20 protein-coding genes and 5 tRNA genes are annotated in these 25,161 nt (G+C 65.8%); 12 read left to right on the top strand and 13 right to left on the bottom strand.

What is annotated here, in order from left to right:
- Positions 1–38: 38 nt before the first annotated feature.
- A complete protein-coding gene (locus ACQ1W9_RS15975) occupies positions 39–1,835 on the bottom strand; it encodes a sodium:solute symporter family protein (RefSeq protein WP_431024242.1) in 1,797 nt (598 codons plus the stop codon).
- A 7-nt stretch (positions 1,836–1,842) separates the two neighbouring features.
- The gene (locus ACQ1W9_RS15970) at positions 1,843–2,103 is read right to left on the bottom strand and encodes a DUF4212 domain-containing protein (protein WP_431024241.1); all 261 of its coding nucleotides are present in this window, start codon (positions 2,101–2,103) and stop codon (positions 1,843–1,845) included.
- A gap of 436 nt (positions 2,104–2,539) precedes the next feature.
- On the opposite strand from ACQ1W9_RS15970, the gene ACQ1W9_RS15965 reads away from it, so the two are divergent.
- From ACQ1W9_RS15965 to ttcA, 3 genes are all read left to right on the top strand, one after another.
- A complete protein-coding gene (locus ACQ1W9_RS15965) occupies positions 2,540–4,360 on the top strand; it encodes a putative nucleotidyltransferase substrate binding domain-containing protein (protein ID WP_431024240.1) in 1,821 nt (606 codons plus the stop codon).
- A gap of 25 nt (positions 4,361–4,385) precedes the next feature.
- The gene (locus ACQ1W9_RS15960) at positions 4,386–4,997 is read left to right on the top strand and encodes a 3'-5' exonuclease (RefSeq protein ID WP_431024239.1); all 612 of its coding nucleotides are present in this window, start codon (positions 4,386–4,388) and stop codon (positions 4,995–4,997) included.
- A 569-nt stretch (positions 4,998–5,566) separates the two neighbouring features.
- The gene (gene ttcA / locus ACQ1W9_RS15955; RefSeq protein WP_431024238.1) at positions 5,567–6,457 is read left to right on the top strand and encodes a tRNA 2-thiocytidine(32) synthetase TtcA; all 891 of its coding nucleotides are present in this window, start codon (positions 5,567–5,569) and stop codon (positions 6,455–6,457) included.
- Between the two features lie 102 nt (positions 6,458–6,559).
- Here the strand turns inward: ttcA and fnr are convergent, their stop codons facing one another.
- From fnr to ccoN, 11 genes are all read right to left on the bottom strand, one after another.
- A complete protein-coding gene (fnr, locus tag ACQ1W9_RS15950) occupies positions 6,560–7,300 on the bottom strand; it encodes a fumarate/nitrate reduction transcriptional regulator Fnr (protein ID WP_431024237.1) in 741 nt (246 codons plus the stop codon).
- Positions 7,301–7,482: 182 nt separating this feature from the next.
- Entirely contained in the window at positions 7,483–8,886 is a 1,404-nt protein-coding gene (hemN, locus tag ACQ1W9_RS15945; RefSeq protein WP_431024236.1) for an oxygen-independent coproporphyrinogen III oxidase, read from the bottom strand.
- An 84-nt stretch (positions 8,887–8,970) separates the two neighbouring features.
- Complete coding sequence (locus ACQ1W9_RS15940; protein WP_431024235.1) at positions 8,971–9,744, bottom strand: sulfite exporter TauE/SafE family protein; 774 nt, start codon at positions 9,742–9,744, stop codon at positions 8,971–8,973.
- Entirely contained in the window at positions 9,744–9,995 is a 252-nt protein-coding gene (gene ccoS, locus ACQ1W9_RS15935; RefSeq protein ID WP_431024234.1) for a cbb3-type cytochrome oxidase assembly protein CcoS, read from the bottom strand. The genes ACQ1W9_RS15940 and ccoS overlap by 1 nt, the downstream gene beginning before the upstream one ends.
- Positions 9,992–12,463 carry a heavy metal translocating P-type ATPase gene (locus tag ACQ1W9_RS15930; protein ID WP_431024233.1) on the bottom strand — a complete coding sequence of 824 codons (2,472 nt, stop codon included), beginning with the start codon at positions 12,461–12,463 and terminating at the stop codon, positions 9,992–9,994. Before ACQ1W9_RS15930 ends, ccoS begins: the two co-directional genes overlap by 4 nt.
- A gap of 7 nt (positions 12,464–12,470) precedes the next feature.
- The gene (locus tag ACQ1W9_RS15925; protein WP_431024232.1) at positions 12,471–12,986 is read right to left on the bottom strand and encodes a FixH family protein; all 516 of its coding nucleotides are present in this window, start codon (positions 12,984–12,986) and stop codon (positions 12,471–12,473) included.
- A gap of 2 nt (positions 12,987–12,988) precedes the next feature.
- Positions 12,989–14,431 carry a cytochrome c oxidase accessory protein CcoG gene (ccoG, locus tag ACQ1W9_RS15920; RefSeq protein ID WP_431024231.1) on the bottom strand — a complete coding sequence of 481 codons (1,443 nt, stop codon included), beginning with the start codon at positions 14,429–14,431 and terminating at the stop codon, positions 12,989–12,991.
- A 117-nt stretch (positions 14,432–14,548) separates the two neighbouring features.
- Positions 14,549–15,472 (bottom strand): cytochrome-c oxidase, cbb3-type subunit III, encoded by a 924-nt coding sequence (ccoP, locus tag ACQ1W9_RS15915; RefSeq protein WP_431024230.1) that lies wholly within the window; start codon positions 15,470–15,472, stop codon positions 14,549–14,551.
- Complete coding sequence (locus ACQ1W9_RS15910; RefSeq protein ID WP_431024229.1) at positions 15,469–15,681, bottom strand: cbb3-type cytochrome oxidase subunit 3; 213 nt, start codon at positions 15,679–15,681, stop codon at positions 15,469–15,471. Before ACQ1W9_RS15910 ends, ccoP begins: the two co-directional genes overlap by 4 nt.
- A 2-nt stretch (positions 15,682–15,683) precedes the next feature.
- Entirely contained in the window at positions 15,684–16,292 is a 609-nt protein-coding gene (gene ccoO, locus ACQ1W9_RS15905; RefSeq protein WP_431024228.1) for a cytochrome-c oxidase, cbb3-type subunit II, read from the bottom strand.
- A gap of 22 nt (positions 16,293–16,314) precedes the next feature.
- On the bottom strand, positions 16,315–17,739 hold the full coding sequence (ccoN, locus tag ACQ1W9_RS15900) for a cytochrome-c oxidase, cbb3-type subunit I (protein WP_431024227.1): 1,425 nt from the start codon (positions 17,737–17,739) through the stop codon (positions 16,315–16,317).
- Positions 17,740–17,917: 178 nt separating this feature from the next.
- On the opposite strand from ccoN, the gene ACQ1W9_RS15895 reads away from it, so the two are divergent.
- The 9 genes from ACQ1W9_RS15895 to ACQ1W9_RS15855 all read left to right on the top strand — a co-directional run bounded on the left by ACQ1W9_RS15895 (position 17,918) and on the right by ACQ1W9_RS15855 (position 25,156).
- The gene (locus ACQ1W9_RS15895) at positions 17,918–18,682 is read left to right on the top strand and encodes an alpha/beta family hydrolase (RefSeq protein ID WP_431024226.1); all 765 of its coding nucleotides are present in this window, start codon (positions 17,918–17,920) and stop codon (positions 18,680–18,682) included.
- A gap of 144 nt (positions 18,683–18,826) precedes the next feature.
- A tRNA-Val gene (locus ACQ1W9_RS15890) sits at positions 18,827–18,902 on the top strand.
- Positions 18,903–18,942: 40 nt separating this feature from the next.
- Positions 18,943–19,019, top strand: a tRNA-Asp gene (locus ACQ1W9_RS15885).
- A gap of 53 nt (positions 19,020–19,072) precedes the next feature.
- Positions 19,073–19,149, top strand: a tRNA-Asp gene (locus ACQ1W9_RS15880).
- A 38-nt stretch (positions 19,150–19,187) separates the two neighbouring features.
- Positions 19,188–19,264 (top strand) — tRNA-Val (locus tag ACQ1W9_RS15875).
- Between the two features lie 3 nt (positions 19,265–19,267).
- Positions 19,268–19,344, top strand: a tRNA-Asp gene (locus ACQ1W9_RS15870).
- Between the two features lie 204 nt (positions 19,345–19,548).
- Complete coding sequence (locus tag ACQ1W9_RS15865) at positions 19,549–21,567, top strand: FAD-dependent oxidoreductase (protein WP_431024225.1); 2,019 nt, start codon at positions 19,549–19,551, stop codon at positions 21,565–21,567.
- Positions 21,568–21,847: 280 nt separating this feature from the next.
- Positions 21,848–23,770: a PrkA family serine protein kinase gene (locus ACQ1W9_RS15860; protein WP_346062541.1), complete on the top strand. Its 1,923-nt coding sequence runs from the start codon at positions 21,848–21,850 to the stop codon at positions 23,768–23,770.
- A 105-nt stretch (positions 23,771–23,875) separates the two neighbouring features.
- Positions 23,876–25,156: a YeaH/YhbH family protein gene (locus ACQ1W9_RS15855; protein ID WP_346062540.1), complete on the top strand. Its 1,281-nt coding sequence runs from the start codon at positions 23,876–23,878 to the stop codon at positions 25,154–25,156.
- Positions 25,157–25,161 lie beyond the last annotated feature (5 nt).

Raw genomic sequence — 25,161 nt, 5'->3', positions numbered from 1 at the left:
GGCCAGGGGGCCATTATGGCCCAGAAGGTACCGGAACGTCAGTGGCCGGTGGCGACACCGGCGCCCTTGGGATAACGGACGCTCTCCACCAGGTCCTGGATCTCCTGGGGCGGCTCCTCGGTGGCCCGGGAGACCATGAAGGCGACCGCGAAGTTGATGATCGCCCCCACCGCGCCGAAGGAGAGCGGCGAGATGCCGAGGATCCAGTTATCCGGGGTATTGGCCAGCATGTTGGTGTCGGGGACAAAGAACCAGCCCAGGTAGGTGAAGATATACAGCAGGGTGGCGATCAGGCCCGACAGCATGCCGGCGACCGCGCCCTTGTTGTTCACCCGCTTGGAGAAGATGCCCATCATCAGCGCCGGGAACAGCGAGGCGCCGGCGATACCGAAGGCCAGGGCCACCGTCTGGGCGGCGAAGCCCGGAGGGTTGAGGCCCAGGTAGGTGGCCAGCAGGATGGCCCCCGCCATGGAGATCCGCGCCGCCAGCATCTCGCCCTTCTCGCTGATATTGGGGTTGATCATGCTGCGGATCAGGTCATGGCTGATCGCCGAGGAGATGGCCAGCAGCAGGCCCGCCGCGGTGGACAGCGCCGCGGCGATACCGCCGGCGGCGATCAGGCCGATGACCCAGGGCGGCAGGTTGGCGATCTCCGGGTTGGCCAGCACCAGGATATCGTTGTTGACGGTCAACTCGCTGCCTTCCCAGCCACGGGCCTCGGCGGTGGCGGCGAAGTCGGGGTTGGCGTCGTTATAGAACTGGATGCGGCCGTCGGCGTTCTTGTCCTCGAAGGTGATCAGGCCGGTCTCCTCCCAGGTACGCACCCAGTCGGGACGCTGCTCATAGAGGATCGCCTCGCCGGCGGCGCTCTCGTAGTCCTCCACCTGGCCGGACATTTCCGGATAGACGGTGGTCATCAGGTTGAGGCGCGCCATGGAGCCCACGGCCGGTGCGGTGAGGTAGAGCAGGGCGATAAACACCAGGGCCCAGCCGGCGGACCAGCGGGCATCGGCCACCTTGGGCACGGTGAAGAAGCGGATAATGACGTGGGGCAGACCCGCGGTACCCACCATCAGCGACAGCGTGAACAGCACCATATTGAGCTTGTTGTCCACGTCGGCGGTGTAGTCGCGGAAGCCCAGGGCATTGACCACCTCGTCGAGCTTGGTCAGCAGCGACACGCCGGACTCGGTGTGAGTGCTGAACATGCCGAACATGGGGATGGGGTTGCCGGTCAGTTGCAGGGCGATAAACACCGCCGGGATGGTGTAGGCGATGATCAGCACGATGTACTGGGCCACCTGGGTATAGGTGATGCCCTTCATGCCGCCGAACACGGCGTAGAGGAAGACGATGGCCGCGGCGATCCAGATACCCGCGGTGTTGGGCACCTCGAGGAAGCGCGAGAAGGCCACGCCGGCGCCGGTCATCTGGCCGATGACGTAGGTCACCGAGGCGACGATCAGGCAGATGACCGCCACCAGGCGTGCCGTCTTGCTGTAGAAGCGGTCACCGATAAAGTCCGGCACGGTGAACTTGCCGAACTTGCGCAGGTAGGGCGCCAGCAGCATGGCCAGGATGACGTAGCCGCCGGTCCAGCCCATCAGGAAGGTGGAGTTGGCATAGCCCCCGGAGGCCAGCAGGCCGGCCATGGAGATAAAGGAGGCGGCGGACATCCAGTCGGCGGCGGTGGCCATGCCGTTGGTCACCGGATGGACGCCGCCGCCCGCCACATAGAAGTCCTTGGTGGAACCGGCCCTCGCCCAGATGGCGATGCCGATATAGAGGGCGAAGGAGGCCCCCACGAACAGCAGGTTGATGGCAAATTGGCTCATAGTCGGCTTACTCCCCCAGGCCAAACTTCTCGTCGAGTTTGTTCATCTTCCAGGCGTAGAAGAAGATGATGCCGATAAAGGTCAGGATGGAACCCTGTTGGGCGAACCAGAAGCCCAGGTCGGTGCCCCCGACGGGGATGCCGGCCAGCAGGGGGCGAAACAGGATGGCGCAACCGTAGGAGACCAGGGCCCAAACGATCAGGCAGCCGGTGATCAGGCGAACGTTCGCCGACCAGTAGGTCGCGGCATTGGATTTTTCATCTGCCATAGTGGTGCTCTCCGCTTGTTCTTGGGTTGAGAGAGATCGAGTGTGGTATCGGTAGGGTGGATGGCCGAAATATGCCTGATTGATAGTGGTCAAAGGTCGGGGAAAAGAAATCCCAGACTTTGGTATCACGACTTTTTACTTAACGGTTTCTTATTTAATAAATGTTTTTGTATCAATGATTTATAGTGAATTCTGTGCGATGAGTGCCGAGCGAGTGTCGGGAGTATTGGACGATGGTATAGGCGAACAAGGAGCGTGATTGGCCCGAACAAAAGTCGATATCTGAAAGCGACTTGAACCATGGTCTAACGCCTCGGTTGTGACTATGGTCTAACCCGCGATGAGCGGCGGTCGAGGTAGGACATTGGTCTAGCAGTTGGCGGGGCGATGGCTTTGCTACTCTGCAATGACTCTCCTCTCTTATCGAGGCGCCCCCATGGTCGATGTCGATCTCTCTCAGCCCCCTTTTACCCTGCTCGACGAGGCGGGGCGGGGGCGCGTGCGAGGTGGCGTCGACCTGGCCTACTTCGACAGGGAGGAGATCATCCTCGATGCGGGACAGGCCGGTGAGTACGTCTATCTGATCCATAAAGGTGAGGTGGCGGAACTGGACCCGACCCTGCCCAGCGCCGCCTCGCGGATCGGTCACTACACCGCCGGCGACCTGTTCGGTGCCATCAGCATCCTCAATGGCAAGAGTCGCTACCGCTTCAAGGCGGAGCAGGAGAGCCTCTGCTATCTGCTGCCCAAGGCGCTGTTCCGTGAGCTCTGCGAGCACTATCCGCCCTTCGCCGAATTCTTCCGCCAGAGTCTCTCCCACAAGGCGCGGCTGCTGACCGAGCGGCGCGCCGAGGGCGGCGTCACCATGGCCGGCTTTATGCTGGCGCGTATCGAGGAGTGCATGCGCGAGCCGCTGCGCCTGGGCGGCGAGACCAGCATCGCCGAGGCGGTGGCGGCCTTGAACGAGCGTCGCGTCGATAGCCTGCTGGTGGGCGAGGGGGATCGCTTCGGCATGTTGACCAAGACCGACCTGCTCAACGCTCTGGTGGAACAGGGGATGAGCACCGCCAGCCCGGTGGCCGGCATCGCCCATTTCGATCTGGTCACCGCGGCACCCGGCCAGTATCTCTTCCAGGCCCTGGTGGAGATGACCCGCCACGAGGTGGCGCGGGTGGTGGTGGTGGACGGCGACCGACCGGTGGGGGTGGTGGAACTCACCGATGTGCTCAGCTACTTCTCCAGCCGCAGCTATGTGGTCAGCCTGCAGGTGGAGCAGGCCGACAGCCTGGAGGAGCTGGTGCGGGCCAGCGCCCGGACCCCGGAGCTGGTCCAGGCGCTGATGGCCCAGGGGGTCAAGCTGCGCTTCGCCATGGACCTGCTGGCGGCCCTGAATGGGCGCATCATGAGCAAGGCCTGGGCCTTCATGGTGGACGAGCGCTACCGCGCCGATAGTTGCCTGATGGTGATGGGCAGCGAGGGGCGCGGCGAGCAGATCCTCAAGACCGACCAGGACAATGGCCTGATCCTCGCCGATGATCTGGCGTGGCCGGAACTGGGCGAGCGGATGAACGCCTTTACCGAGACCCTGATCCGCCTCGGTTACCCCCCCTGTCCCGGCAATATCATGGTTTCCAACCCGGCCTGGGTGGCCAGCCTCTCCGCCTGGAAGCAGCGCCTCGGGCGCTGGGCCGAGGCCCGCGATGGCGATGCCCTGATGAAACTGGCGATCCTGCTCGATGCCCATGGCGTGGCGGGTAACCCAGCCCTGCTGGACGCCCTGCGCGACGAGCTCTTCGCCCGCTGTTCCCGGGACGAGATCCTGCTCTCCTATTTCGCCCGCACCGCCCTGCGCTTCTCCACGCCGCTGACCCTGTTCGGCTCCCTGAAGAAGCCCCAGCACGGCATCGATATCAAGAAGGGCGGCATCTTCCCCATCGTCCATGGGGTGCGCACCCTGGCCCTGGAGCGGGGCATCCGACCCACCTCGACCCTGGCGCGGCTGGAGGCGCTGGCCGCGGACGGGCGCCTCGAGGCGCGTTTCGCGGAGGACCTGGGCGAGGCCCTGTCGCTGTTCACCGAGCTGCGCCTCAAGCAGCAGCTGGCGCGGCTGCATGGCGAGCACGAGGGCGAGGACACCAATCGGGTGGTGGTACAGCGCTTGTCGTCCCTGGAGCGGGACCTGCTACGGGAGGCGTTGCATATGGTCAAGGACTTCAAGCAGCGGCTCTCTCAGCGTTATCACCTGGAGTATTCATGAGCATAACAAGGACAAGGAAACCGTCATGTTGAGGGTCCTGCGTCGTGCCAGCGATCGCCGCCGCCAGGCGAATGGCGAGTATGGCTGGTTGTTCAATCCCTATACCGGCGATGAGATGGTGGCCATCGATTGCGAGACCACCGGCCTGGATACCCGCCGGGCGGAGCTGGTCTCCCTGGCGGCGGTGCGTCTCAAGGGCGACCGGGTGCTGACCAGCCAGTCGCTGGACCTGCGCCTGACCCGCCCCGCCTCGCTGACCGGCGATTCGATCCGCATCCATGGCCTGCGCGGCATCGACCTGGAGGGGGGCGACTCCATCGAGGCGGCCCTGGCCAAGTTCCTCGATTTCGTCGGCAATCGCCCCCTGGTGGGCTGGTGCCTGGAATTCGACCTGGCGATCCTCAACCGCTACCTGCGTGCCCACCTGGGCTTCGAGCTGCCCAATGCCCGGGTGGAGGTCTCCCGGGTCTATGCCAAGGCGCTGCGTCGCCGCCAGCCGGAGGCGATTCCCAACCTGCGTTTCGAGGCGGTGGCCCGGGCCCTGGAGGTGCCGGTGATGGGCCGTCATACCGCCCTGGGCGATGCGGTGACCACGGCGCTGATGTATACCCGCGTGCAGCGGGGGCTGGTGGGTTAGCAAGCTTATTGGATGGCTCTTGTGCGGCGTTTCTCATTAGCCGGGTCTGCCGTCTCGCTCCTCACCAGGACGAAACCCTGACGCTGCGCTCGCGACTGACGCGTCGGGCCGGACCGAGGTCCCTCTCGCCGCCCCTGGTCTCGACATCCCTGTCGATCCCACGCTAGTCGCTCGCTACTCGTCAGCGTCCTGGTGACGTCGCTGCGCCGGCTGACCCGGCTCTGCCGATGATGCCGGTGCCGGTCAGGGCTATCGTAGTTGGAATGGCTAAGGGGCGCTGGGGGCAGGGTGGAGCGGGGGGTTTTTGCCAGGGGTGAGGAGCATGGCTCCGAACGGGCTGGCCATGGATGGCCAGCACCGGTCCTGCAAGCGGAGCAGGAAGCGAGAGCGTAGCAGGGCAAAAGTAGCGCCCAGGGAGGGGTTCACAGTGCCCCGCGACGGCCTGCCCCCAGGATAGCCCCGGGCCACAAAGCTAACTGCGATAGATCCACGGCGCCGGTCGGCGGCATAGGCAGCCATGGGGCGGGGTGCTAGAATATTGCCCCATTTTCTCCAACCCCGGTGTGACCATGTCGACCCTGACGGATGCCCGCCCCCGCGATGCCGAGCCGGCGTCGGAGGCCGCTACCCTGGCCAAGCAGAAGCGCGAGTTCAACAAGCTGCAGAAGCGGCTGCGTCGCCAGGTGGGTAACGCCATCATCGATTATGGGATGATCCAGGAAGGCGACAAGGTGATGGTCTGCCTCTCCGGTGGCAAGGACAGCTACACCATGCTGGAGATCCTGCGCAACCTGCAGCGCAACGCCCCGGTCAACTTCTCCCTGGTGGCCGTCAACCTGGATCAGAAGCAACCCGGCTTCCCCGAGCATGTGCTGCCGGAGTATCTGGACACGCTGGGCGTCGACTACCATATCCTCGAGAAGGACACCTACTCGGTGGTCAAGGAGAAGACCCCCGAGGGCAAGACCACCTGTGCGCTCTGCTCGCGGCTGCGGCGCGGCTCCCTCTACGGCTTCGCCGAGGAGATCGGCGCCACCAAGATCGCCCTGGGCCACCACCGCGAGGATATCCTCGAGACCCTCTTCCTCAATATGTTCTTCGGCGGCAGCCTCAAGGCGATGCCCCCCAAGCTACTCTCCGACGACGGCAAGAATATCGTCATCCGCCCCCTGGCCTACTGCCGGGAGGCGGATATCGCCGAGTTCTCGCGGCTGATGGAGTTCCCCATCATTCCCTGCAACCTCTGCGGCTCCCAGCCCAACCTGCAGCGCCAGGTGGTCAAGGAGATGCTCGCCGAGTGGGAGGCCAAGCACCCGGGGCGCCTGGAGAACATGTTCAAGGCGGTCACCAATGTGGCGCCCTCCCAACTGGCCGACCGGGAGCTCTTCGACTTCGCCGGCCTGGAAGAGAAGCAGGCCAGGAGGCAGGCCGACCGCATCGACCTCTTTCAGGAGCTATAAGCCCACCCCCGGCTGCGCCGGGAGCTGAAAGACAAACCGCCCCCATGGCCTGGCCATGGGGGCGGTGTCGTTTAGGCGGCTATCCCGCTCGCGCATCGCGCGTCAGAGACACCCTTCCCCTTCGGCCAACTGGGCCAGGGTATGGAGGTCGAGGATATTGACCTCGCGGCCTGAGACGGCCACCAGGCCCTGGCTCTGGAAGCGCCCCAGGATGCGGCTCACCGTCTCCACCGCCAGGCCCAGATGGTTGCCGATATCGGCCCGGGACATGGAGAGGCGGAAACTGTAGGCGGAGTAGCCGCGGCGGCGGAAGCGCTCGGAGAGGCCGGTGAGGAAGCTGGCCAGCCGTTCGTCGGCGGTCTTGCGGGAGAGCAGGCGGATCATGCGGCGATCGTCGCGCATCTCCTTGCTCATGCTGCGGTAGAGCTGCAGGCGCAGCTCCGGCAGGTCCTCGGCCAGGTTATTGAGGCGGTCGAAGGGAATCTCGCACACCGTGGTGGTCTCCAGGGCCACCATGCTGCCCGGATAGGTGGACTCGTCGATGCCATCCAGGCCCACCAGCTCGCTGGGCAGGTAGAAGTTGGTCAGTTGCTCCTCGCCGCCGACGCTGGTGACCTGCTTGAGGCTGCCGGAGCGCACCGCGAAGACGCTGGTGAAGGCATCGCCCTGGCGAAACAGCGCCTCGCCCTTCTTGAGGGGCGCACGGCGGCGAATAATGGCATCGAACTGATCCAGGTCCTCGAGCTGCAGTGCCAGGGGCAGGCACAGCGACGCCAGGCTGCAGGTCTGGCAGTGGGGCTGCTGCAGGCGGGCGCGGCGGCGTTCCAGGGCGTTGGGCGGCATGGGTCTCTCCGTGACGGGACTACACCCTCCATTATGGAGAACCTTCGTTGGCTGGCAAAGCGAGTTCATCGATTACCTCGTCACTTCCTGTATCGCCTTTGGCATGATGCCCGGCCCCTGACCGCAGGCCCTGGATGGCGGGCAGCGAGCCGGGGGGATTGGCGGTGGTCTCGTCGCTTCCCTTATAGCACCCTGGAATAGCGGCTCCCTCCCTGACCGGGGAGATGGGCATCGAAGGCCATGGCCAGATGGCGGATCAGCAGGCGCCCCACCGGGGTCACTTCCAGGCGTGGGCCACGGCGGATGATCAGGCCATCGGCCATGGCCGGCGCCAGCTTGGTCAAGGCATCGCCCAAGTAGGCCTCGGCATCCACCCCGAAGGCCTCACCCAGGGCGGCCAGGTCGAGGGCCATATCGCACATCAGCCGCTCGATGGCGTGGCGCCGCAGGCGATCGTCGAAGCTCAGGCGCAGCCCCTTGATGGTGGCCAGGCGGCCGTCGTCCAGGGCCGCTTCATAATCGCCCAGGGCGGTGGGGTTCTGGGCATAGACGTCATCGACCCGGCTGATGGCGGAGACGCCGAGCCCCACCAGGTCGCTGTCGGCATGACTGGAATAGCCCTGGAAGTTGCGTTGCAGGCTGCCCTGGCGCTGGGCCACGGCCAGGCTGTCGTCGGGGCGGGCGAAGTGATCCATGCCGATATGCACATAGCCGGCGGCCTGGAGGCGTTCGATGGTGTCCCGCAGGATGCCGAGTTTCTCCTCGCTACTGGGCAGGTCGGTGGCGGCGATGCGCCGCTGGGGGGCGAAGCGTTCCGGCAGATGGGCGTAGTTGAAGATGGACAACCGCGCCGGGGCCAGGTCGATCACCTGCTCCAGGGTGGCGGCGAAGCTCGCCCGGGTCTGCAGTGGCAGGCCATAGATCAGGTCCAGGTTCAGCGACTGAAAGCCGAGCCGCGTCGCCTCGTCGATCAGGCTCTCGGTCATTACCCGGGGCTGCACCCGGTTGATCGCCTTCTGGACCCGGGGATCCAGGTCCTGGACCCCCAGGCTCAGGCGGTTGAAGCCCAATGCCTGGAGGTGGCGCAGGGTCAGCACGTCCGCCTCCCGGGGATCGATCTCGATGGCGTAGTCCCGATCGCGGTCGCCGGAGAGGCCGAAGCGGGCATCCAGGCGGTCGATCAGCTCGCTCATCTGGTCCAGGGTCAGGAAGGTGGGAGTGCCGCCGCCCCAGTGCAGTTGGTCGACCGGCCGCGAGGTGTCCAGATGGCGGCTGGTCAGCACCATCTCCCGGTCGAGCCGTGCCAGGTAGGGCTCCGCCAGGCGCACATCCTTGGTGGCGATCTTGTTGCAGGCGCAGTAGAAGCAGATGCGCCGGCAGAAGGGGATATGCACATAGAGCGACAGCGGTCGCCTGGAGGCGTTGCCGCGCTCCAGGGCGGCGGTGTACTCCCCGGGGCCGAACTCCGCGAAGGAGAGCGCCGTGGGATAGGAGGTATAGCGGGGGCCGCTGATGTCGTAGCGACGGATCAGCGCCGCATCCCAGACGGTGGCCGGGGAGGGCGCGATAGGGGGAGGAAACAGCATGGCAAGACTCTCCGGCCGAAGCGATGTTCCTATGCTAGCGGCTGGCGGGCCCGGCGCCCTTGAGCTGGGTCAAGGGCGCGACGATCAGTGTAAGTGCTCGCTCGCGGTGGCCGGGGGCGATCGGTGCGAGTGCTCGCCCGGCACTGGCGTATGGGTGGCATGGGAGTCGACCTGGGCCTGCAGGCTCCAGAGCTGCCAGAGGGCGAAGGCGATAATGGCCAGCGCCGCCAGGCTGCGGGTGGCCGGATGGCGGATCAGGTGGCCCAGGCTGCGTGCCGCCAGCCCGGTGGCCAGCAGGGCCGGCAGGGTGCCGAGGCCGAAGGCCAGCATCAGCAGGGCGCCCTGGAGGGGCTCCCCCATGGCCAGGCTCCAGGCCAGCATGGAATAGACCAGGCCACAGGGCAGCCAGCCCCAGAGCGCTCCCAGGGCGGTGGCCTGGGGTAGGCTGACCACCGGCATCAGCCGCCGACCCAGGGGTTCCAGGTGGCGCCACAGGCGGCGCCCCAGGGCCTCGATCCGCAGCAGCCCCTTCCACCAGTCGGCGATATACAGCGCCATCAGGATCAGCATCAGCGCCGCCACCACCTGGAGACTCAGGCGCAGCCCGTCATGGGCGGTGCCGATCAGGGTGCCGAGGCTCGCCACCAGGGCGCCGGCCAGCATATAGCTGGTGACGCGTCCCAGGTTATAGCCCAGCAGCAAGCCGCCGAGGCGTGCCGGGGAGCGCATGCTGGGGGGCACGGCGAAGGTCAGGGCGCTCATGATGCCGCCGCACATGCCGATGCAGTGGGCACCCCCCAGCAGGCCGAAGACGAAGGCCGCCGCCAGCGGCGGCAGCCCCAGGCCGGTGGGATCCATTAGCGGGGCGGCTCCGAGTCGTCATCGGACGGGGTATTCGCGTCCGGCCGGGCGGGAGTCTCGCTGCCCGTTCGATGCGCCGCGCCGCGCTTCTCCTTGGGCAGATCGTTCTCGTCCTCGTCGAAGAGGATGCGGTAGGCGGGGCCCTCCAGGTCCTCGAACTGGTCATTCTTGACCGCCCAGAAGAAGGCCCAGATGGCCAGGCTCAGCAGGATCAGGCTCAGCGGAATCAGCAGGTAGAGAATCGTCATACGGGTTCCACGCGGGGAGTGGCCGGGGGCGGCGCCGGGGATTCCAGGCGCATGCGACCCAGGCGCAGGGCGTTGCCCACCACCACCAGGGAGCTGGCCGACATGCCGAGGGCGGCCACCCAGGGCGGCACGATGCCGAGGGCGGCGATGGGCAGGGCGGTGAAATTGTAGATCACCGACCAGATCAGGTTCTGATGGATGATGCGCCGGGTGGCTCGAGCGATGGTGATGGCCTCGGCGATACGCAGCAGGCGTGGGCTCAAGAGTACCGCGTCGGCGCTGGTGCGGGCCAGGTCGGTGGCGCCATTCATGGCGATCGAGACATCGGCGCCGGCCAGCACCGGCACGTCATTGATGCCATCGCCGATCATCACCACCGTCTCGCCCCGGGCCTGCAGGGCACGCAGGTGCTCGAGCTTCTCCTCGGGGCCGGCCTCGGCGCGCCAGGTATCGATGCCCACCCGCGCCGCGAGCTCCGCCACGGCGCTGGGGTTGTCCCCGGAGAGCAGCTCCACCGCCAGGCCCTGGGAGCGGAGCGCCGCCACGCTCTCCTTGGCATCCTCGCGCAGGCCGTCGTGGAGGGCGAACCAGGCCAGGGGCTCGCCGTCGCGGGCCAGCAGCAGCCACTGTCCCTCGCCGGGGGCGGGCAGCGCCGTCTCGCCGGCGAAGGCGGGCGTGCCGAGGCGGTAGGAGCGACCCTCGATCTCTCCCTCCAGTCCCTGGCCCGGATGACTGGTCACCTGGTGGGCTCGTAGCGTGGCCTCCCGGTAGGGGCGAAAGGCGCGGGCGATGGGGTGCTCGGAGTGAGCCTCCAGGGCCGCCGCCAGACGCCGGGCGCTGGCCTCGTCCATGTCGGCCAGGGGACGGGTCTCCACCAGGCGCATGACGCCCTGGGTCAGGGTGCCGGTCTTGTCGAAGATCACCCGGGTGACCTGGGAGAGTCCCTCCACCGCATCGGCGCGGGTCATCAGCACGCCGCGTCGGCGCAGCTGGCCGTGGCCCGCGGTCAGTGCGGTGGGAGTGGCCAGGGCCAGGGCGCAGGGACAGGTCACCACCAGCACCGAGAGGGTTACCCATAAGGCCCGGTCGGGATCGATCAGCCACCATAGCGCGGCCACCCCGAGGGTGATCAGCAGGGTGGCGAGCACGAAGTGATGGGCCGCGCGCTGGGCCAGCAGGGCGATCCGCGGTCGGCTGGCGAAGGCGCGATCGGTGAGGTCGACGATGCGTGCCACCCGGGCCTCATGGCCGGGATGGGTGACCCGCACCACCAGGGGGCTCTCGATATTCTGGCTGCCGCCGGTCACGGCCTCGCCCACGCCACGAATCACCGGCTGGTATTCGCCGGTGAGCATCGACTCATCGAGGCTCGATCGGCCCTGCTCGATGATGCCGTCGGCGGGCACGCCGTGGCCCGGCTTGACCAGCACCCGGTCGCCCTCGCTCAGGCGGTTGGCGGGCAGGATCCGCTCTCCGCCATCCGCTTCCAGGCGGATGGCGGAGAGGGGCAGGACACCGGAGAGCCGGTTGCCACCCTGGCCCATGCGGCGCCGGGCGCGGGTTTCCACATAGCGGCCGAAGAGCAGGAAGAAGGTGAACATGGTCACCGAATCGAAGTAGACCTCGTCGCTGCCGACGAGCATCGCATAGGCGCTGGCCAGATAGGCGCCGCCGATGGCGATGGCCACCGGCACGTCCATGCCCAGTAGGCGGGTGCGCAGATCGCGCAGCGCATTGCGGAAGAAGGGCAGCGCCGAGAAGCATACCACCGGGGTGGCCAGGGCGAAGGAGAGCCAATGGAAGAGGGCGTGGAAATCCTCGGAGAGATCCCCCGGGCCGCTGACATAGATGGGCACCGAGAACATCATCACCTGCATCATGGCCACGGCGGCCACGATCAGGCGGCGGACGTTCATGCGCTCCTCATGGTGCAGGCGGCGCTGGGCGTCGTCGGGCTCATAGGGCTGAGCGCCGTAGCCGATGGCCGCCAGTTCGGCGAGGATCCGCGATAGCGTGAGGCGCTGGGGATCCCAGGCCACCCGCAGGCGGTGATGGCTGAGGTTGACGGCGCTCTCCTCCAGGCCCTCCAGGGCATTGAGGCGATGCTCGATCAGCCAGGCGCAGGCGGCACAGGTGATGCCCTCCACCGACAGGGTGGCGGCCAGATGCCCCTCCTCCCCCTGAGCGTGGACGAAGGTCTGCTGCAGCTCCGGGTCATCGAAGACCGCCCAGGTCTCGCTGGGGGTCAGCTGGCCCTCGTCGGGACGTTCCGGCAGCTCGGTGCGGTAGCGGTAGTAGCTGGACAGGCCTCCCTCGACGATGGCGTGGGCCACCGCCTCGCAGCCGGGGCAGCAGAGCGGATGCGCCCGATCATCGATGCGGATGCGCCAGGGGGCTCCCGCGGGCACCCGGCTGCCGCAGTGATAGCAGGCCTCGATGAGGGCTTCCTCGGCCTCGGCGTGGCTCATGAGTGACCTAGCGCTGGGAGAGGCCCGGCGTCAGCATGATGGGGCCCCCCTCCGGGAAGCGGGCCTCGCCGGTCAGGCGCCACTCCGCCGCCGCCTGCCCCACCGGCTGCAGATGCAGATACCAGCGGTGCTGCAGCTGGCGCTCCAACTGGCCCACATAGTGGCCGTCGCGCTGGTGGTGGAGGAGCATGGTGTGATCGCGGTCGTCCTCGGTGGGGAAGATCAGCTCGAGGAGCAGGGCCTCGGGGCGATCCTCGCCCTCCAGGGTGACGGCGACGTCGCCGCTGAGGTCATCGACGACCAGCTCGGCCTGCAGGCCCAGCTCGGCGGCGAGCTGCTGTTTGGCCAGCACCATATTGATGGCGCGCCCGTGCTTGTAGTAGTCCTCCTGGACCATGCCGTCGAAGCTGCGGATCGACACCACCAGGAAGGTGGTGCCCATGGCGAACGACCAGAGCAGCAGGCCGATCAGGAACCAGGGCCAGAACTGCTTGTACCAGGGGGGAATGGATCGACTCTCCACGACTATCTCCTGAGCTGTCCGATAAAGCGCGTATCGCGAGTTTGTTGAACGCTGTCATCATCCAGCGAGCGTAGGTGTATCTCGATGGGGTGGCTGGGCAGCTCCAGGGCCTCGGCATCCACGTGTAGCTCCAGCACCAGGGTGCGGCTGCTGTTGGCGGCAATGCTGATCTGGTCGTCGCCGACCAGGGTCAGTCCCGGCAGTCCTCGTACATCGACCCGGTAAAGGTGTTCGCGGCCATCGAGGTTACGAATATTGAGGGTATAGCGGTTGCTGACCTGGCCATCCCGGGTCACTTGGTAGAGCTGCTGGCGATCCCGCTCGATCTCGAACTCCAGGGGGACGCGTCCGGCCAGGACCCAGGCCAGCAGGCCGATCATCACCAGCAGGGCGGCCAGGTAGCCCAGCAGGCGCGGCCGCAACAGCTGGGTCTTGCCGCCGGCCAGCTGGTGTTCGGTGGTATAGCGCACCAGCCCCCGGGGGTAGCCCATCTTGTCCATGACGCTGTCGCAGGCATCGATGCAGGCGGCGCAGGTGATGCACTCGTACTGCAGGCCGTCGCGGATATCGATTCCGGTGGGGCAGACCTGCACGCAGAGATCGCAGTCGATGCAGTCGCCGTATCCCGCTTCCCTGGCCTGCTCGTGGCTGAGGCTGCGCTTGCGGGCGCCGCGGGGCTCGCCCCGGGCCGCATCGTAGGAGACCACCAGGGTATCGTTGTCGAACATCACCGCCTGGAAGCGGGCATAGGGGCACATATAGAGGCACACCTGCTCGCGCAGCCAGCCCGCATTGAGGTAGGTGAAGACGGTGAAGAAGCCGATCCAGAACAGCGCCCAGGGGCCGACGCTGAGGCCGAGGAAGTCGCCGACGAGCTCACGGATCGGGGTGAAGTAGCCGACGAAGGTGGCGCCGGTGGCGAAGGCGATACCCAGCCAGGCGGCGTGCTTGGCGCCCTTGCGCCACAGCTTGTCGACGGACCAGGGCGCCTTGTCGAGCTTGATGCGGCGATTGCGCGGTCCTTCAAGGCGGTGTTCCAGCCAGATATACAGGAAGGTCCAGACGCTCTGGGGGCAGGTGTAGCCGCACCACACCCGGCCGGCGAAGACGGTGACCAGGAACAGGCCGAAGGCGCAGATGATCAGGATCCACGACAGCAGCATGAACTCCTGGGGATAGAAGGTGCCGGCGAAGATATGGAACTCCCGGGCGGGGAGGTCGAACCAGATCGCCGGGCGATCGCCCCAGGTCACCCAGGGCATGCCGAAGAACAGCGCCATCAGGGCCCAGTTGGTGCCGCGGCGCAGGCGCTGGAAGAGGCCCTTGATCTCGCGCACGTAGATATGTCGGCGCTTGGCGTACATCTCCTGTTGCACGGCCTGGGCGGGGTCGTGCTGGCCGACCCCGGAAGGGGTGACATCGCGTGCAGGTATCCGGTCTGGCATGGGCTTACCACAGCTGAGGCGCGGCGCGCCGGAGAGAAGAGTGACCGCAGTAGTGTAATCGACCGAGGGGGGGAGTGAAGAGCGGGTGCGACGGCCAGCCGCACCCGCTCGAGGGGGTCAGTTGCTCAGGCTGTAGACGTAGGCGGCGACCAGGTGCACCTTGTCCTCGCCGATATAGGCGGCCTGGGCCGGCATATGGCCGTTGCGGCCATTGCGCAGGGTCTGGCGAACCGCGTCGGCGACGCTCTGGCCCGGTGCCAGGTAGAGCCAGGTGTCATCGGTCAGGTTGGGTGCCCCCAGGGCCGTGTTGCCGGTGCCGTCGGGACCGTGACAGGCCGCACAGCTGGCGGTGAACACCGACTGGCCACGCTCGGCGCGCTCGGCCTCATGCTCCAGGCCGGACAGCGACAGCACGTGCTGGGTCAGGTTCTCGATGTTCTCCTCGCCCAACTGCTGCCAGGAGGGCATCAGGCCATTCCGTCCGTTGGCGATGGTGTGGACGATATTCTCCGGCTCACCACCATACAACCAGTCGTCATCGGTCAGGTTGGGGAAGCCGTAGCCGCCCTGGGCATTGGAGCCGTGACAGATGGCGCAGTTGTTGAGGAAGATGCGCTCGGCGACCCGCATGGCGTCATCGTCCTGGGCCAGCTCGGGAATCGGCACCTCTTCGTACTGGGCGAAGATCGGTGCGTAACGCTCCTCGGCCTGGGCCATCTCGCGTTCCCACTGGTTCACCTGGTTCCAGCCCAGGATGCCCTGGAAGTTGCCCAGGCCCGGGTAGAGCACCAGGTAACCCAGCGAGAAGATCACGGTGCCGACGAAGAGCATGAACCACCAGCGCGGCAGGGGGTTGTCATACTCTTCGATGCCATCGGCGGCGTGGCCGGTGGTGGATACGTTGCCCTCGGCATCCGGCTGCTTGTCGGTCTTGCGGTTGGCGAACAGCACCCAGGCACTGAAGGCGATGGTGCCGAGGGTGATGACGATGATCCAGGCACTCCAGAAGCCGGAGAGGGAGTCGTCCCAAAGGTTGCTCATCTGTTCTTGTCTCCCCTGTCGTGTCGGGAATCGGCCTCGTTCCGCGAGGCCTGGTCACGGTTAGGCATCTCATCATCATCGGCGAAGGGCAAATTGGCGGCTTCGTCGAAGTCCTTCTTGCGGCGTCTGGAATAGGCCCAGGCCACGATGCCGATAAAGGCGATCAGGATCAGTAGGGTAGTGATGCCTCGAAAGGTCCCCATATCCATGATCAGCGGGTGCCTTCGATCACGGTGCCGAGCTGCTGCAGATAGGCCACCAGGGCGGTGATCTCCTGTTCGCCGCGCACCTCGCGACCGGCGCCCTCGATCTGCTCGTCGGTGTAGGGCACTCCCATGCTCTGCAGGGCGCGCATCTTGCGCTCGGTGGCCTGGCCGTCGAGGGTGTTCTCGAACAGCCAGGGATAGGCCGGCATGATCGACTCGGGCACCACGTCGCGGGGGTTGTAGAGGTGCGCCCGGTGCCAGTCGTCACTGTAGCGGCCGCCCACCCGGGCCAGGTCGGGACCGGTGCGCTTGGAGCCCCACAGGAAGGGGTGGTCGTAGACGAACTCGCCGGCCACGCTGTAGTGGCCGTAGCGCTCGGTCTCGGCGCGGAAGGGGCGGATCATCTGCGAGTGACAGCCCACGCAGCCCTCGCGGATGTAGATATCGCGCCCTTCCAGCTCCAGGGGGGAGAGAGGCTCGAGCCCTTCCACCGCTTGGGTGGTGTCCTTCTGGAAGAACAGCGGCACGATCTCGGCCAGGCCGCCGAAGCTGATCACCACCAGGATCAGGACCGACAACAGGCCAACGTTCTTTTCGACAATCTCGTGTTTCATCGGTGTCTCGTTCTCCGTTGGCTCAGGCGGCTTGCGGGATGGCGCCGTGCTCGGCTTCGCTGCGCTTGACGGTCATGTAGACGTTGTAGGCCATGATCAGCATGCCGGTGACCCAGAACAGGCCGCCCACCCAGCGCACGATGTAGCCCGGACCGCTGGCCTCGACGGCCTCGATAAAGGTGTACATCAGGGTGCCGTCGGGATTGACCGCACGCCACATCAGGCCCTGCAGGATGCCGTTGACCCACATGGCGGCGATATACAGCACGGTGCCGATGGTGGCGAGCCAGAAGTGCACGGCGATCAGCTTCACCGAGTGCATCTCGGTGTTACCGAACAGGCGCGGAATCAGGTGGTACATGGAGCCGATGGAGATCATCGCCACCCAGCCCAGGGCGCCGGCGTGAACGTGACCGATGGTCCAGTCGGTGTAGTGGGAGAGGGCGTTGACGGTCTTCACCGCCATCATCGGCCCCTCGAAGGTGGACATGCCGTAGAAGGAGAGGGCCACCACCAAAAAGCGCAGGGTCGGGTCGGTACGCAGCTTATGCCAGGCCCCGGAGAGGGTCATCATGCCGTTGATCATGCCGCCCCAGGAGGGGGCCAGCAGGATGATCGACATCACCATGCCCACGGACTGGGCCCAGTCGGGCAGGGCGGTGTAGTGCAGGTGGTGGGCACCGGCCCACATGTAGACGGTGATCAGTGCCCAGAAGTGCACGATGGACAGACGATAGGAGTAGATCGGGCGCTCGGCCTGCTTGGGCACGAAGTAGTACATCATGCCGAGGAAGCCGGCGGTCAGGAAGAAGCCCACCGCGTTGTGGCCCCACCACCATTGCACCATGGCGTCGATGGCGCCCGGGTAGATGGAGTAGGAGTTGAAGGCCTCGACCGGAATCGCCAGGTTATTGACGATATGCAGCACCGCGATGGTCAGGATAAAGGCGGCATAGAACCAGTTGGCCACGTAGATATGCGGCGTCTTGCGCTGCTTGATGGTGCCCAGGAAGACGATGGCATAGCTGATCCAGACCACGGCGATCAGGATATTGATCGGCCACTCCAGCTCGGCGTACTCCTTGGAGGTGGTCAGGCCCATGGGCAGGGTGATGATCGCGGAGACGATCACCGCCTGCCAGCCCCAGAAGGTGAAGGCCGCCAGCTTGTCGGAGATCAGCCGCGTCTGGCAGGTGCGCTGGACCACATAGTAGGAGGTGGCCATCAGCGCCGAGCCGCCGAAGGCGAAGATCACGGCGTTGGTGTGCAGGGGGCGCAGGCGGCCGAAGCTCGTCCACGGCAGCCCCAGGTTCAGTTCGGGCCAGACCAGTTGTGCGGCGAGGATGACACCCAGGCTCATGCCTACGATGCCCCATACCACAGTCATGATCGCGAACTGCCGAACTACCTTGTAATTGTAGGTCGGGTGTTCAAATGCTGTGCTCATGTCAGGTTCCCATCGAACGCGGTGTAGGGGAGACGTCCCGGGTGCCAAGTGTGCCCGAGCGCGACCGCCCGCATGATGATACAGGTCAAGATTCCGGGCGCCGATTCTAGCTCAGCCGGCAGGCAAGCTAAATATGCAATAATCGCGTATGACCAAATAGCGTCCAGAAGAGGTCGCAATGACGATGGCGGAGGCAACGTCGCTTCGACTCAGCGTAGACGAGGTAATCGAGGGCTTGCAGGCCGGGATTTCCGGATGCTGCGAGGTGGCCGGTATCGGCCCACTGTGGATCGAGGGCGCGCCTCGCCGCGGGCGCCTGCTGCTGGCCCATGGTGCGGGCGCCGGCCAGGATTCCGCCTTTATGGCGGGCCTGCGTCAGGCGCTGGCCGCGGCGGGAATTCAGGCCCTGGGCATCGAGTTCGACTATATGCAGCGGATGCGTGCCGAGGGGCGTCGTCGACCGCCGCCCCGGGTGGAAAAACTGGTGGAGGAACTGCGCCCCTGGTGCGACATCGTGTCACGCCTGGCGGGGCCGCCCTGCTGGCTGGGCGGCAAGTCCATGGGCGGGCGGGTGGCGAGCCTGCTGGCCGCCCGGGAGGCGGTCCCCGGCCTGGTGCTGTGTGGCTATCCCTTCCACCCGCCCGGCAAGCCGGAGAGCACCCGCCTGGCCCACTGGCCCGATATCACCTGCCCGGCCCTGGTGCTGCAGGGGGAACGGGACCCCTTCGGCACGCGAGCGGAGGCGGAAGACTACGACCTTCCCGCTAACGCCAAAGTTCACTTCCTGTGCGATGGCGACCACGACTGGAAGCCGCGCAAGGCGTCGGGGCTGACTCAGGCACAGCTGATCGATGAGGCGGCCCGGGCGATCGCCTCGACCCTCGAGTCTCACTCCCGGGGAGACGTCTCGGGGCCTGGTTTTGTCGATGGCTGTTGTCGATAGCCACGGCGCAAACTCAGAGGTGGCGCGCCCTGCCGCTGTTGGTGGGCCCCGGGGGCGGATCGCGGCGGCTCCTGAGCGAAAAAAGTGCCCTGAAGTCGTTGACTTCCCTCGGGGTCTCTGTAGAATGCGTCGCCACGAGTTCAGGGGTGGTTAGCTCAGTTGGAAGAGCACCAGCCTTACAAGCTGGGGGTCACTGGTTCGAGCCCAGTACCACCCACCATCTCGACAGGGAGATGGCCGAAGTCGTAGGAAATGCGAGTGGACCGGTAGTTCAGTTGGTTAGAATGCCGGCCTGTCACGCCGGAGGTCGCGGGTTCGAGTCCCGTCCGGTCCGCCAGTGTTTCCGGGTAGCCCTGAAGGCGCTACCGCAATGTGAAGGTTTGCCCTTGTGGACCGGTAGTTCAGTTGGTTAGAATGCCGGCCTGTCACGCCGGAGGTCGCGGGTTCGAGTCCCGTCCGGTCCGCCACGGCTGACGCTTCGCAGTGCAAATAGTCTTGTCTACGTGGGTGATTAGCTCAGTTGGTTAGAGCACCAGCCTCACATGCTGGGGGTCACTGGTTCGAATCCGGTATCACCCACCACGCGGACCGGTAGTTCAGTTGGTTAGAATGCCGGCCTGTCACGCCGGAGGTCGCGGGTTCGAGTCCCGTCCGGTCCGCCATCGAGATTCCCAAAACGCCCCAGGTCATTTGGCCTGGGGCGTTTTCGTATCTGCATTCTCTCCCTCTTCCCCTCTCGCTTTTGCATCTATGCTGTAGGGCGCCGGCTTCCGCACCCGGGGCTTGGGCCTTGGTCGGAGTGCCCCGCTTGTCACCCTCGGCTAGACTGTCATACAGTTGTTTGAATTCGTGCCGCAATCGAGGCCATGACCGTGACCGACTACCCGCACCTCTTTCGCCCCCTGACCCTGGGCCACCTGACCCTGCCCAACCGCATCCTGATGGGGTCCATGCATACCAATCTCGAGGAAGCCCCCGATGGCTTCGCGCGCCTGGCGGTCTTCTATGCCGAGCGGGTCCGGGCCGGGGTGGGGCTGGTCGTCACCGGGGGCATCGCCCCCAATGCCGAGGGGGCGGTCTTCGAGGGGGCGGCCAAGCTCACCACCGCCGAGGAGGCCGCGGCCCACCGCGGCGTGGTGGAGGCGGTGCACGCCGAGGGCGGGCGGATCTGCCTGCAGATCCTGCATGCCGGGCGCTACGCCTACTCTCCGGCCCTGGTGGCGCCCTCGGCGATCCAGGCCCCCATCAACCCCTTCCCGCCCCGGGCCCTGGAAGGCGCCGAGGTGGAGGCGCAGATCGATGACTATGTGCGCTGCGCCCAGTTGGCCCGGGAGGCCGGCTACGACGGCGTCGAGGTGATGGGCTCCGAGGGCTACCTGATCAACCAGTTTATCTGTACTCGCACCAATCGGCGCGAGGATGAGTGGGGCGGCGGCTTCGACAAGCGCATTCGCTTCCCGGTGGAGATCGTGCGACGCATCCGTGAGGCCACCGGTCCCGACTTCCTGATCATCTTCCGTCTTTCGATGCTCGACCTGGTGGAGGAGGGCAGCAGCTGGCAGGAGGTGGTGGCCCTGGGGCGGGCCATCGAGGCCGCCGGCGCCAGCCTGATCAATACCGGCATCGGTTGGCACGAGGCGCGGGTGCCGACCATCGTCACCAGCGTGCCCCGGGCCGCCTTCACCGAGGTGACCCGGCGCATGAAGGCGGAGCTCGGCATTCCGCTGATCACCACCAACCGCATCAATATGCCGGAGGTGGCGGAGCGGGTGCTGGCCGAGGGCCATGCCGATATGGTCTCCATGGCACGCCCCTTTCTGGCCGACCCCGAGTGGGTGGCCAAGGCCGCCGAGGGACGTCGCGACGAGATCAATACCTGCATCGCCTGTAACCAGGCCTGCCTGGATCACACCTTTCAGGGCAAGCTGACCTCCTGCCTGGTCAACCCGCGGGCCTGTCACGAGACCGAGCTGCGCCTCGAGCCCGCCGCCGAGCCCAGGCGGGTGGCGGTGGTCGGGGGCGGTCCCGCCGGCCTGGCGGCGGCGGTGGCCGCGGCCGAACGCGGCCATGAGGTGGTGCTCTATGAGCGCAGCGCCGAGCTGGGGGGGCAGTTCAACTATGCCCGCAAGATTCCCGGCAAGGAGGAGTTCGATGAGACCCTGCGCTACTACCGGGTGATGCTCGACAAGCGCCGGGTCAGGGTACGCCTCAACAGCGAGCCGTCGGTGCATGAGCTGGCGGGGTATGACGCCGTGCTGCTGGCCACCGGGGTCAAGCCCCGGGAGCTCGACCTGCCGGGCATCGAGCACCCCAAGGTGATGAGCTATCCCATGGCTATCGTTCACCCGGAGCGGGTCGGGCGCCGGGTCGCCATTATCGGCGCCGGCGGCATCGGCTTCGATGTGGCGGAGCTGCTCACCCATGGGGGGCCGCCCGGCCTGGATCGCGACGCCTGGTGCCGCGAGTGGGGGGTGGATCTCGAGGTGCGGGAACGCGGAGGCCTGATGACGCCGCAGCGTCCCGAGACGCCGAGGCGGGTGACGCTATTGCAGCGTAAGGCCTCCAAGCCCGGCAAGGGGCTGGGCAAGACCACCGGCTGGGTGCATCGTGCCTCCCTCAAGCATCGCGGCGTCGAGGCCCTGGCCGGCTGCGACTATGTGGGCATCGACGATGAGGGCCTGCATATTCGCCTCGACGGCGAGCCGCGCTGCCTCGAGGTGGACAGCATCGTCGTCTGCGCCGGTCAGGAGTCGGTGCGCGACCTGCTGGCGCCCCTGCGGGAGGCCGGTGTCCAGGTGCAACTGATCGGCGGCGCAGAGCATGCCGGCGAGCTGGATGCCAAACGCGCCATCGATCAGGGGACGCGTGCCGCTGCAACGCTATAGTTTACTTAACTTGTTGTTTCCTCCTGGCTTTGCCGCCCCGGGAATTTCCGATGACCGGCGGGGCGGTTATTTCCCCGTCTACCGCTAAAGTCGTTAGCCATCGCATCGAACCATGCCCATCGACTTGCGTCTTAGGGGGTAGGCCCGAGAGCCAATACGTTGAATCCAATGCCCTGGCTTACACCGTCAGCCCCTAATGTTAGGACTACGCTGAGGGTACCCACCTCGGTCGCCGTGAACCTTATGCGCCGCCCGAGCCAACGGGCTTAAGGAGGCTTCGATGAGCATCTTCGATCATGTGCAGAATCGCTACGAGCGGGTTCAGCAGGAGGATATGAGCCTGCAGGAATACCTCGAGCTGTGTCGCGGCGAACCCACGGCCTATGCCACCGCCGCCGAGCGCATGCTGGTAGCGATCGGCGAGCCGGAGGTCATCGATACGGCCAAGGATTCCCGGTTGTCGCGGATCTTCTCCAACAAGGTCATCCGTCGCTACCCCGCCTTCTCCGAGTTCTACGGCATGGAAGAGGCCATCGAGCAGATCGTCTCCTACTTCCGCCATGCCGCCCAGGGGCTCGAGGAGCGCAAGCAGATCCTCTATCTGCTGGGCCCGGTGGGGGGCGGCAAGTCGTCCCTGGCCGAGCGTCTCAAGCTGTTGATGGAGCGGGTGCCCTTCTATGCCATCAAGGGCTCGCCGGTCTATGAATCGCCGCTGGGGCTCTTCTCGCCGGAGGAGGACGGGGAGCTGCTGGAGAAGGAGTACAATATCCCGAGGCGCTACCTGAAGAGCGTGATGTCGCCCTGGGCCGCCAAGCGCCTCAAGGAGTATGGCGGCGATATCTCCCAGTTCCGGGTGGCGCGCCTCTATCCCTCTCGCCTCAATCAGATCGCCATCTCCAAGACCGAGCCCGGCGACGAGAATAACCAGGATATCTCTTCCCTGGTGGGCAAGGTGGATATTCGTCAACTGGAGATGTATTCCCAGGACGATCCCGATGCCTACAGCTTCTCCGGCGGCCTGTGTCGCTCCAACCAGGGGCTGATGGAGTTCGTCGAGATGTTCAAGGCGCCCATCAAGGTGCTGCACCCGCTGCTGACCGCGACCCAGGAAGGCAACTACAACCCCACCGAGGGCATGGGTGCCATCCCCTTCGACGGGGTGATCCTGGCCCACTCCAACGAGAGCGAGTGGCAGACCTTCCGCAACAACCGTAACAACGAGGCCTTCCTCGACCGGGTCTATATCGTCAAGGTGCCCTACTGCCTGAGGGTCACCGAAGAGGTCAAGATCTACCAGAAACTGCTCGAGCACTCGTCCCTCAATCAGGCCCCCTGTGCCCCGGATACCCTGCGCATGCTGGCCCAGTTCTCGGTGCTCTCGCGGCTCAAGGAGCCGGAGAACTCCAGCGTCTACTCCAAGATGCGGGTCTATGATGGCGAGAACCTCAAGGACACCGACCCCAAGGCCAAGTCGATCCAGGAGTATCGTGACTCCGCCGGGGTCGACGAGGGCATGGACGGGCTCTCCACCCGCTTCGCCTTCAAGATCCTCTCCAAGGTGTTCAACTTCGACACCCATGAGGTGGCGGCCAACCCGGTGCATCTGCTCTATGTGCTGGAGCAGCGCCTCGAGCAGGAGCAGCTGCCCAAGGAGGCCTTCGAGCGTTACCTGCGCTATATCAAGGAGTTCCTGGCACCGCGCTATGTGGACTTCATCGGCAAGGAGATCCAGACCGCCTACCTGGAATCCTACTCCGAGTACGGTCAGAACATCTTCGACCGCTACGTCACCTACGCCGACTTCTGGATCCAGGACCAGGAGTACCGGGACCCGGAAACCGGCGAGCTGTTCAACCGTCAGGCCCTCAACGACGAGCTGGAGAAGATCGAGAAGCCGGCGGGCATCTCCAATCCCAAGGACTTCCGTCACGAGGTGGTCAACTTCGTGCTGCGGGCCCGCGCCCAGAACAACGGCATGAACCCCAGCTGGCAGTCCTACGAGAAACTGCGCGGCGTCATCGAGAAGAAGATGTTCGCCAACACCGAGGAGCTGCTGCCGGTCATCTCCTTCAACGCCAAGGCCTCGGCGGCGGACCAGAAGAAGCACGAGGACTTCGTGGCGCGCATGGTGGATCGTGGCTACACCGAGAAGCAGGTGCGGCTGCTCTCCGAATGGTACCTGCGGGTGCGCAAGTCGCAGTAACCTGACAGCCGCAGGCCCAGTCCGGGGGCATGGCCCCCGGCAGTCGCCGCGCCCGGTGCCGGCCGTGTTCCACGCGGCGGTGCCCGGCGCGCAGGGGAGGTCACCATGAGCTATTTCATCGATCGACGGGCCAACGCCAAGCACAAGAGTGCGGTCAATCGGCAGCGCTTCCTCGATCGCTATCGCACCCATATCAAGCGCTCCGTGGAGGAGGCGGTGAATCGCCGCTCCATCACCGATATGGAGCGTGGCGAGAAGGTCTCGATCCCCTCTCGGGATATCTCCGAGCCGGTCTTCCAGCATGGTCCCGGTGGCAAGCGCAGTATCGTCGCCCCGGGCAACAAGGAGTTCGTCGAGGGGGATCGCTTGCGCCGCCCGGGGGGCGGCGGGGGAGGCGGCGCCGGCGAGGGCGGCGCCTCCAACCAGGGCGAGGGCATGGACGAGTTCGCCTTCAGCCTGACCCGGGAGGAGTTCCTCGACTTCGTCTTCGATGGCCTGGAGCTGCCCCACCTGGAGCGCAAGCAACTGGTGGACCTGGAGGAGGTGCGCCCGGTGCGCGCCGGCATCTCCAAGGACGGGGTGCCGGCGCGCATCAATATCGTGCGCTCCATGCGCGAGGCCCATGCCCGGCGCATCGCCATGCGCGCACCCTTGCGTCGTGCCCTGCGCGAGGCGAAGGAGGCCCTGGAGGTGGAAGAGCGCAAGGACCCGGTGCTGCGCAACCCGTCGCGTATCGAGGCCCTCAAGGAGGAGATCGAGCGCCTGGAGCGGCGCCTGGAGGCGGTGCCTTTCATCGATACCTATGACCTGCGCTATAACAACCTGATCAACCAGCCCCAGCCCTCCAACAAGGCGGTGATGTTCTGCGTGATGGACGTCTCCGGCTCCATGACCCAGTCCCACAAGGATATCGCCAAGCGCTTCTTCCTGCTGCTCTACCTCTTCCTGGAGCGCAACTACGAGAAGGTGGAGCTGGTCTTCGTGCGCCACCATACCGCCGCCAAGGAGGTCGACGAGGAGGAATTCTTCTACTCCCGGGAGACCGGCGGCACCATCGTCTCCAGCGCCCTGACCCTGGTCGACGAGATCATCACCAAGCGCTACTCCCCGGCCCAGTGGAACCTCTATGTGGCCCAGGCCTCCGACGGCGACAATTGGGACGACGATTCGGTGACCTGTCGCGAGCTGATGATGAAGAAGCTGATGCCGCGGCTGCAGTACTTCACCTATGTGGAGATCACGCCCCATGCCCACCAGGCGCTGTGGGAGGAGTATGAGCGGGTGGCGGCGGAGTTCCCCGCCCGCTTCGCCATGCGCCAGATCGTCGAGGGCGGCGATATCTATCCGGTGTTCCGAGAACTGTTCCGGCGTCGGGCCGAGGCCTGAGCAGA

Origin of the sequence: Halomonas sp. H5 (assembly GCF_050613175.1) — a bacterium.
GTDB lineage: Bacteria > Pseudomonadota > Gammaproteobacteria > Pseudomonadales > Halomonadaceae > Bisbaumannia > Bisbaumannia salifodinae.
Note: the sequence above shows the minus strand (reverse complement) of the source record. Positions and strands in the feature narration are given on the sequence as shown.

Bases quoted from the DNA above. Each gene is read 5' to 3' on its own strand.
- ACQ1W9_RS15975 (WP_431024242.1), bottom strand. From the start codon at position 1,835: ATGAGCCAATTTGCCATCAACCTGCTGTTCGTGGGGGCCTCCTTCGCC.
- ACQ1W9_RS15970 (WP_431024241.1), bottom strand. From the start codon at position 2,103: ATGGCAGATGAAAAATCCAATGCCGCGACCTACTGGTCGGCGAACGTT.
- ACQ1W9_RS15965 (WP_431024240.1), top strand. From the start codon at position 2,540: ATGGTCGATGTCGATCTCTCTCAGCCCCCTTTTACCCTGCTCGACGAG.
- ACQ1W9_RS15960 (WP_431024239.1), top strand. From the start codon at position 4,386: ATGTTGAGGGTCCTGCGTCGTGCCAGCGATCGCCGCCGCCAGGCGAAT.
- ttcA (WP_431024238.1), top strand. From the start codon at position 5,567: ATGTCGACCCTGACGGATGCCCGCCCCCGCGATGCCGAGCCGGCGTCG.
- fnr (WP_431024237.1), bottom strand. From the start codon at position 7,300: ATGCCGCCCAACGCCCTGGAACGCCGCCGCGCCCGCCTGCAGCAGCCC.
- hemN (WP_431024236.1), bottom strand. From the start codon at position 8,886: ATGCTGTTTCCTCCCCCTATCGCGCCCTCCCCGGCCACCGTCTGGGAT.
- ACQ1W9_RS15940 (WP_431024235.1), bottom strand. From the start codon at position 9,744: ATGGATCCCACCGGCCTGGGGCTGCCGCCGCTGGCGGCGGCCTTCGTC.
- ccoS (WP_431024234.1), bottom strand. From the start codon at position 9,995: ATGACGATTCTCTACCTGCTGATTCCGCTGAGCCTGATCCTGCTGAGC.
- ACQ1W9_RS15930 (WP_431024233.1), bottom strand. From the start codon at position 12,463: ATGAGCCACGCCGAGGCCGAGGAAGCCCTCATCGAGGCCTGCTATCAC.
- ccoG (WP_431024231.1), bottom strand. From the start codon at position 14,431: ATGCCAGACCGGATACCTGCACGCGATGTCACCCCTTCCGGGGTCGGC.
- ccoP (WP_431024230.1), bottom strand. From the start codon at position 15,472: ATGAGCAACCTTTGGGACGACTCCCTCTCCGGCTTCTGGAGTGCCTGG.
- ACQ1W9_RS15910 (WP_431024229.1), bottom strand. From the start codon at position 15,681: ATGGATATGGGGACCTTTCGAGGCATCACTACCCTACTGATCCTGATC.
- ccoO (WP_431024228.1), bottom strand. From the start codon at position 16,292: ATGAAACACGAGATTGTCGAAAAGAACGTTGGCCTGTTGTCGGTCCTG.
- ccoN (WP_431024227.1), bottom strand. From the start codon at position 17,739: ATGAGCACAGCATTTGAACACCCGACCTACAATTACAAGGTAGTTCGG.
- ACQ1W9_RS15895 (WP_431024226.1), top strand. From the start codon at position 17,918: ATGACGATGGCGGAGGCAACGTCGCTTCGACTCAGCGTAGACGAGGTA.
- ACQ1W9_RS15865 (WP_431024225.1), top strand. From the start codon at position 19,549: ATGACCGTGACCGACTACCCGCACCTCTTTCGCCCCCTGACCCTGGGC.
- ACQ1W9_RS15860 (WP_346062541.1), top strand. From the start codon at position 21,848: ATGAGCATCTTCGATCATGTGCAGAATCGCTACGAGCGGGTTCAGCAG.
- ACQ1W9_RS15855 (WP_346062540.1), top strand. From the start codon at position 23,876: ATGAGCTATTTCATCGATCGACGGGCCAACGCCAAGCACAAGAGTGCG.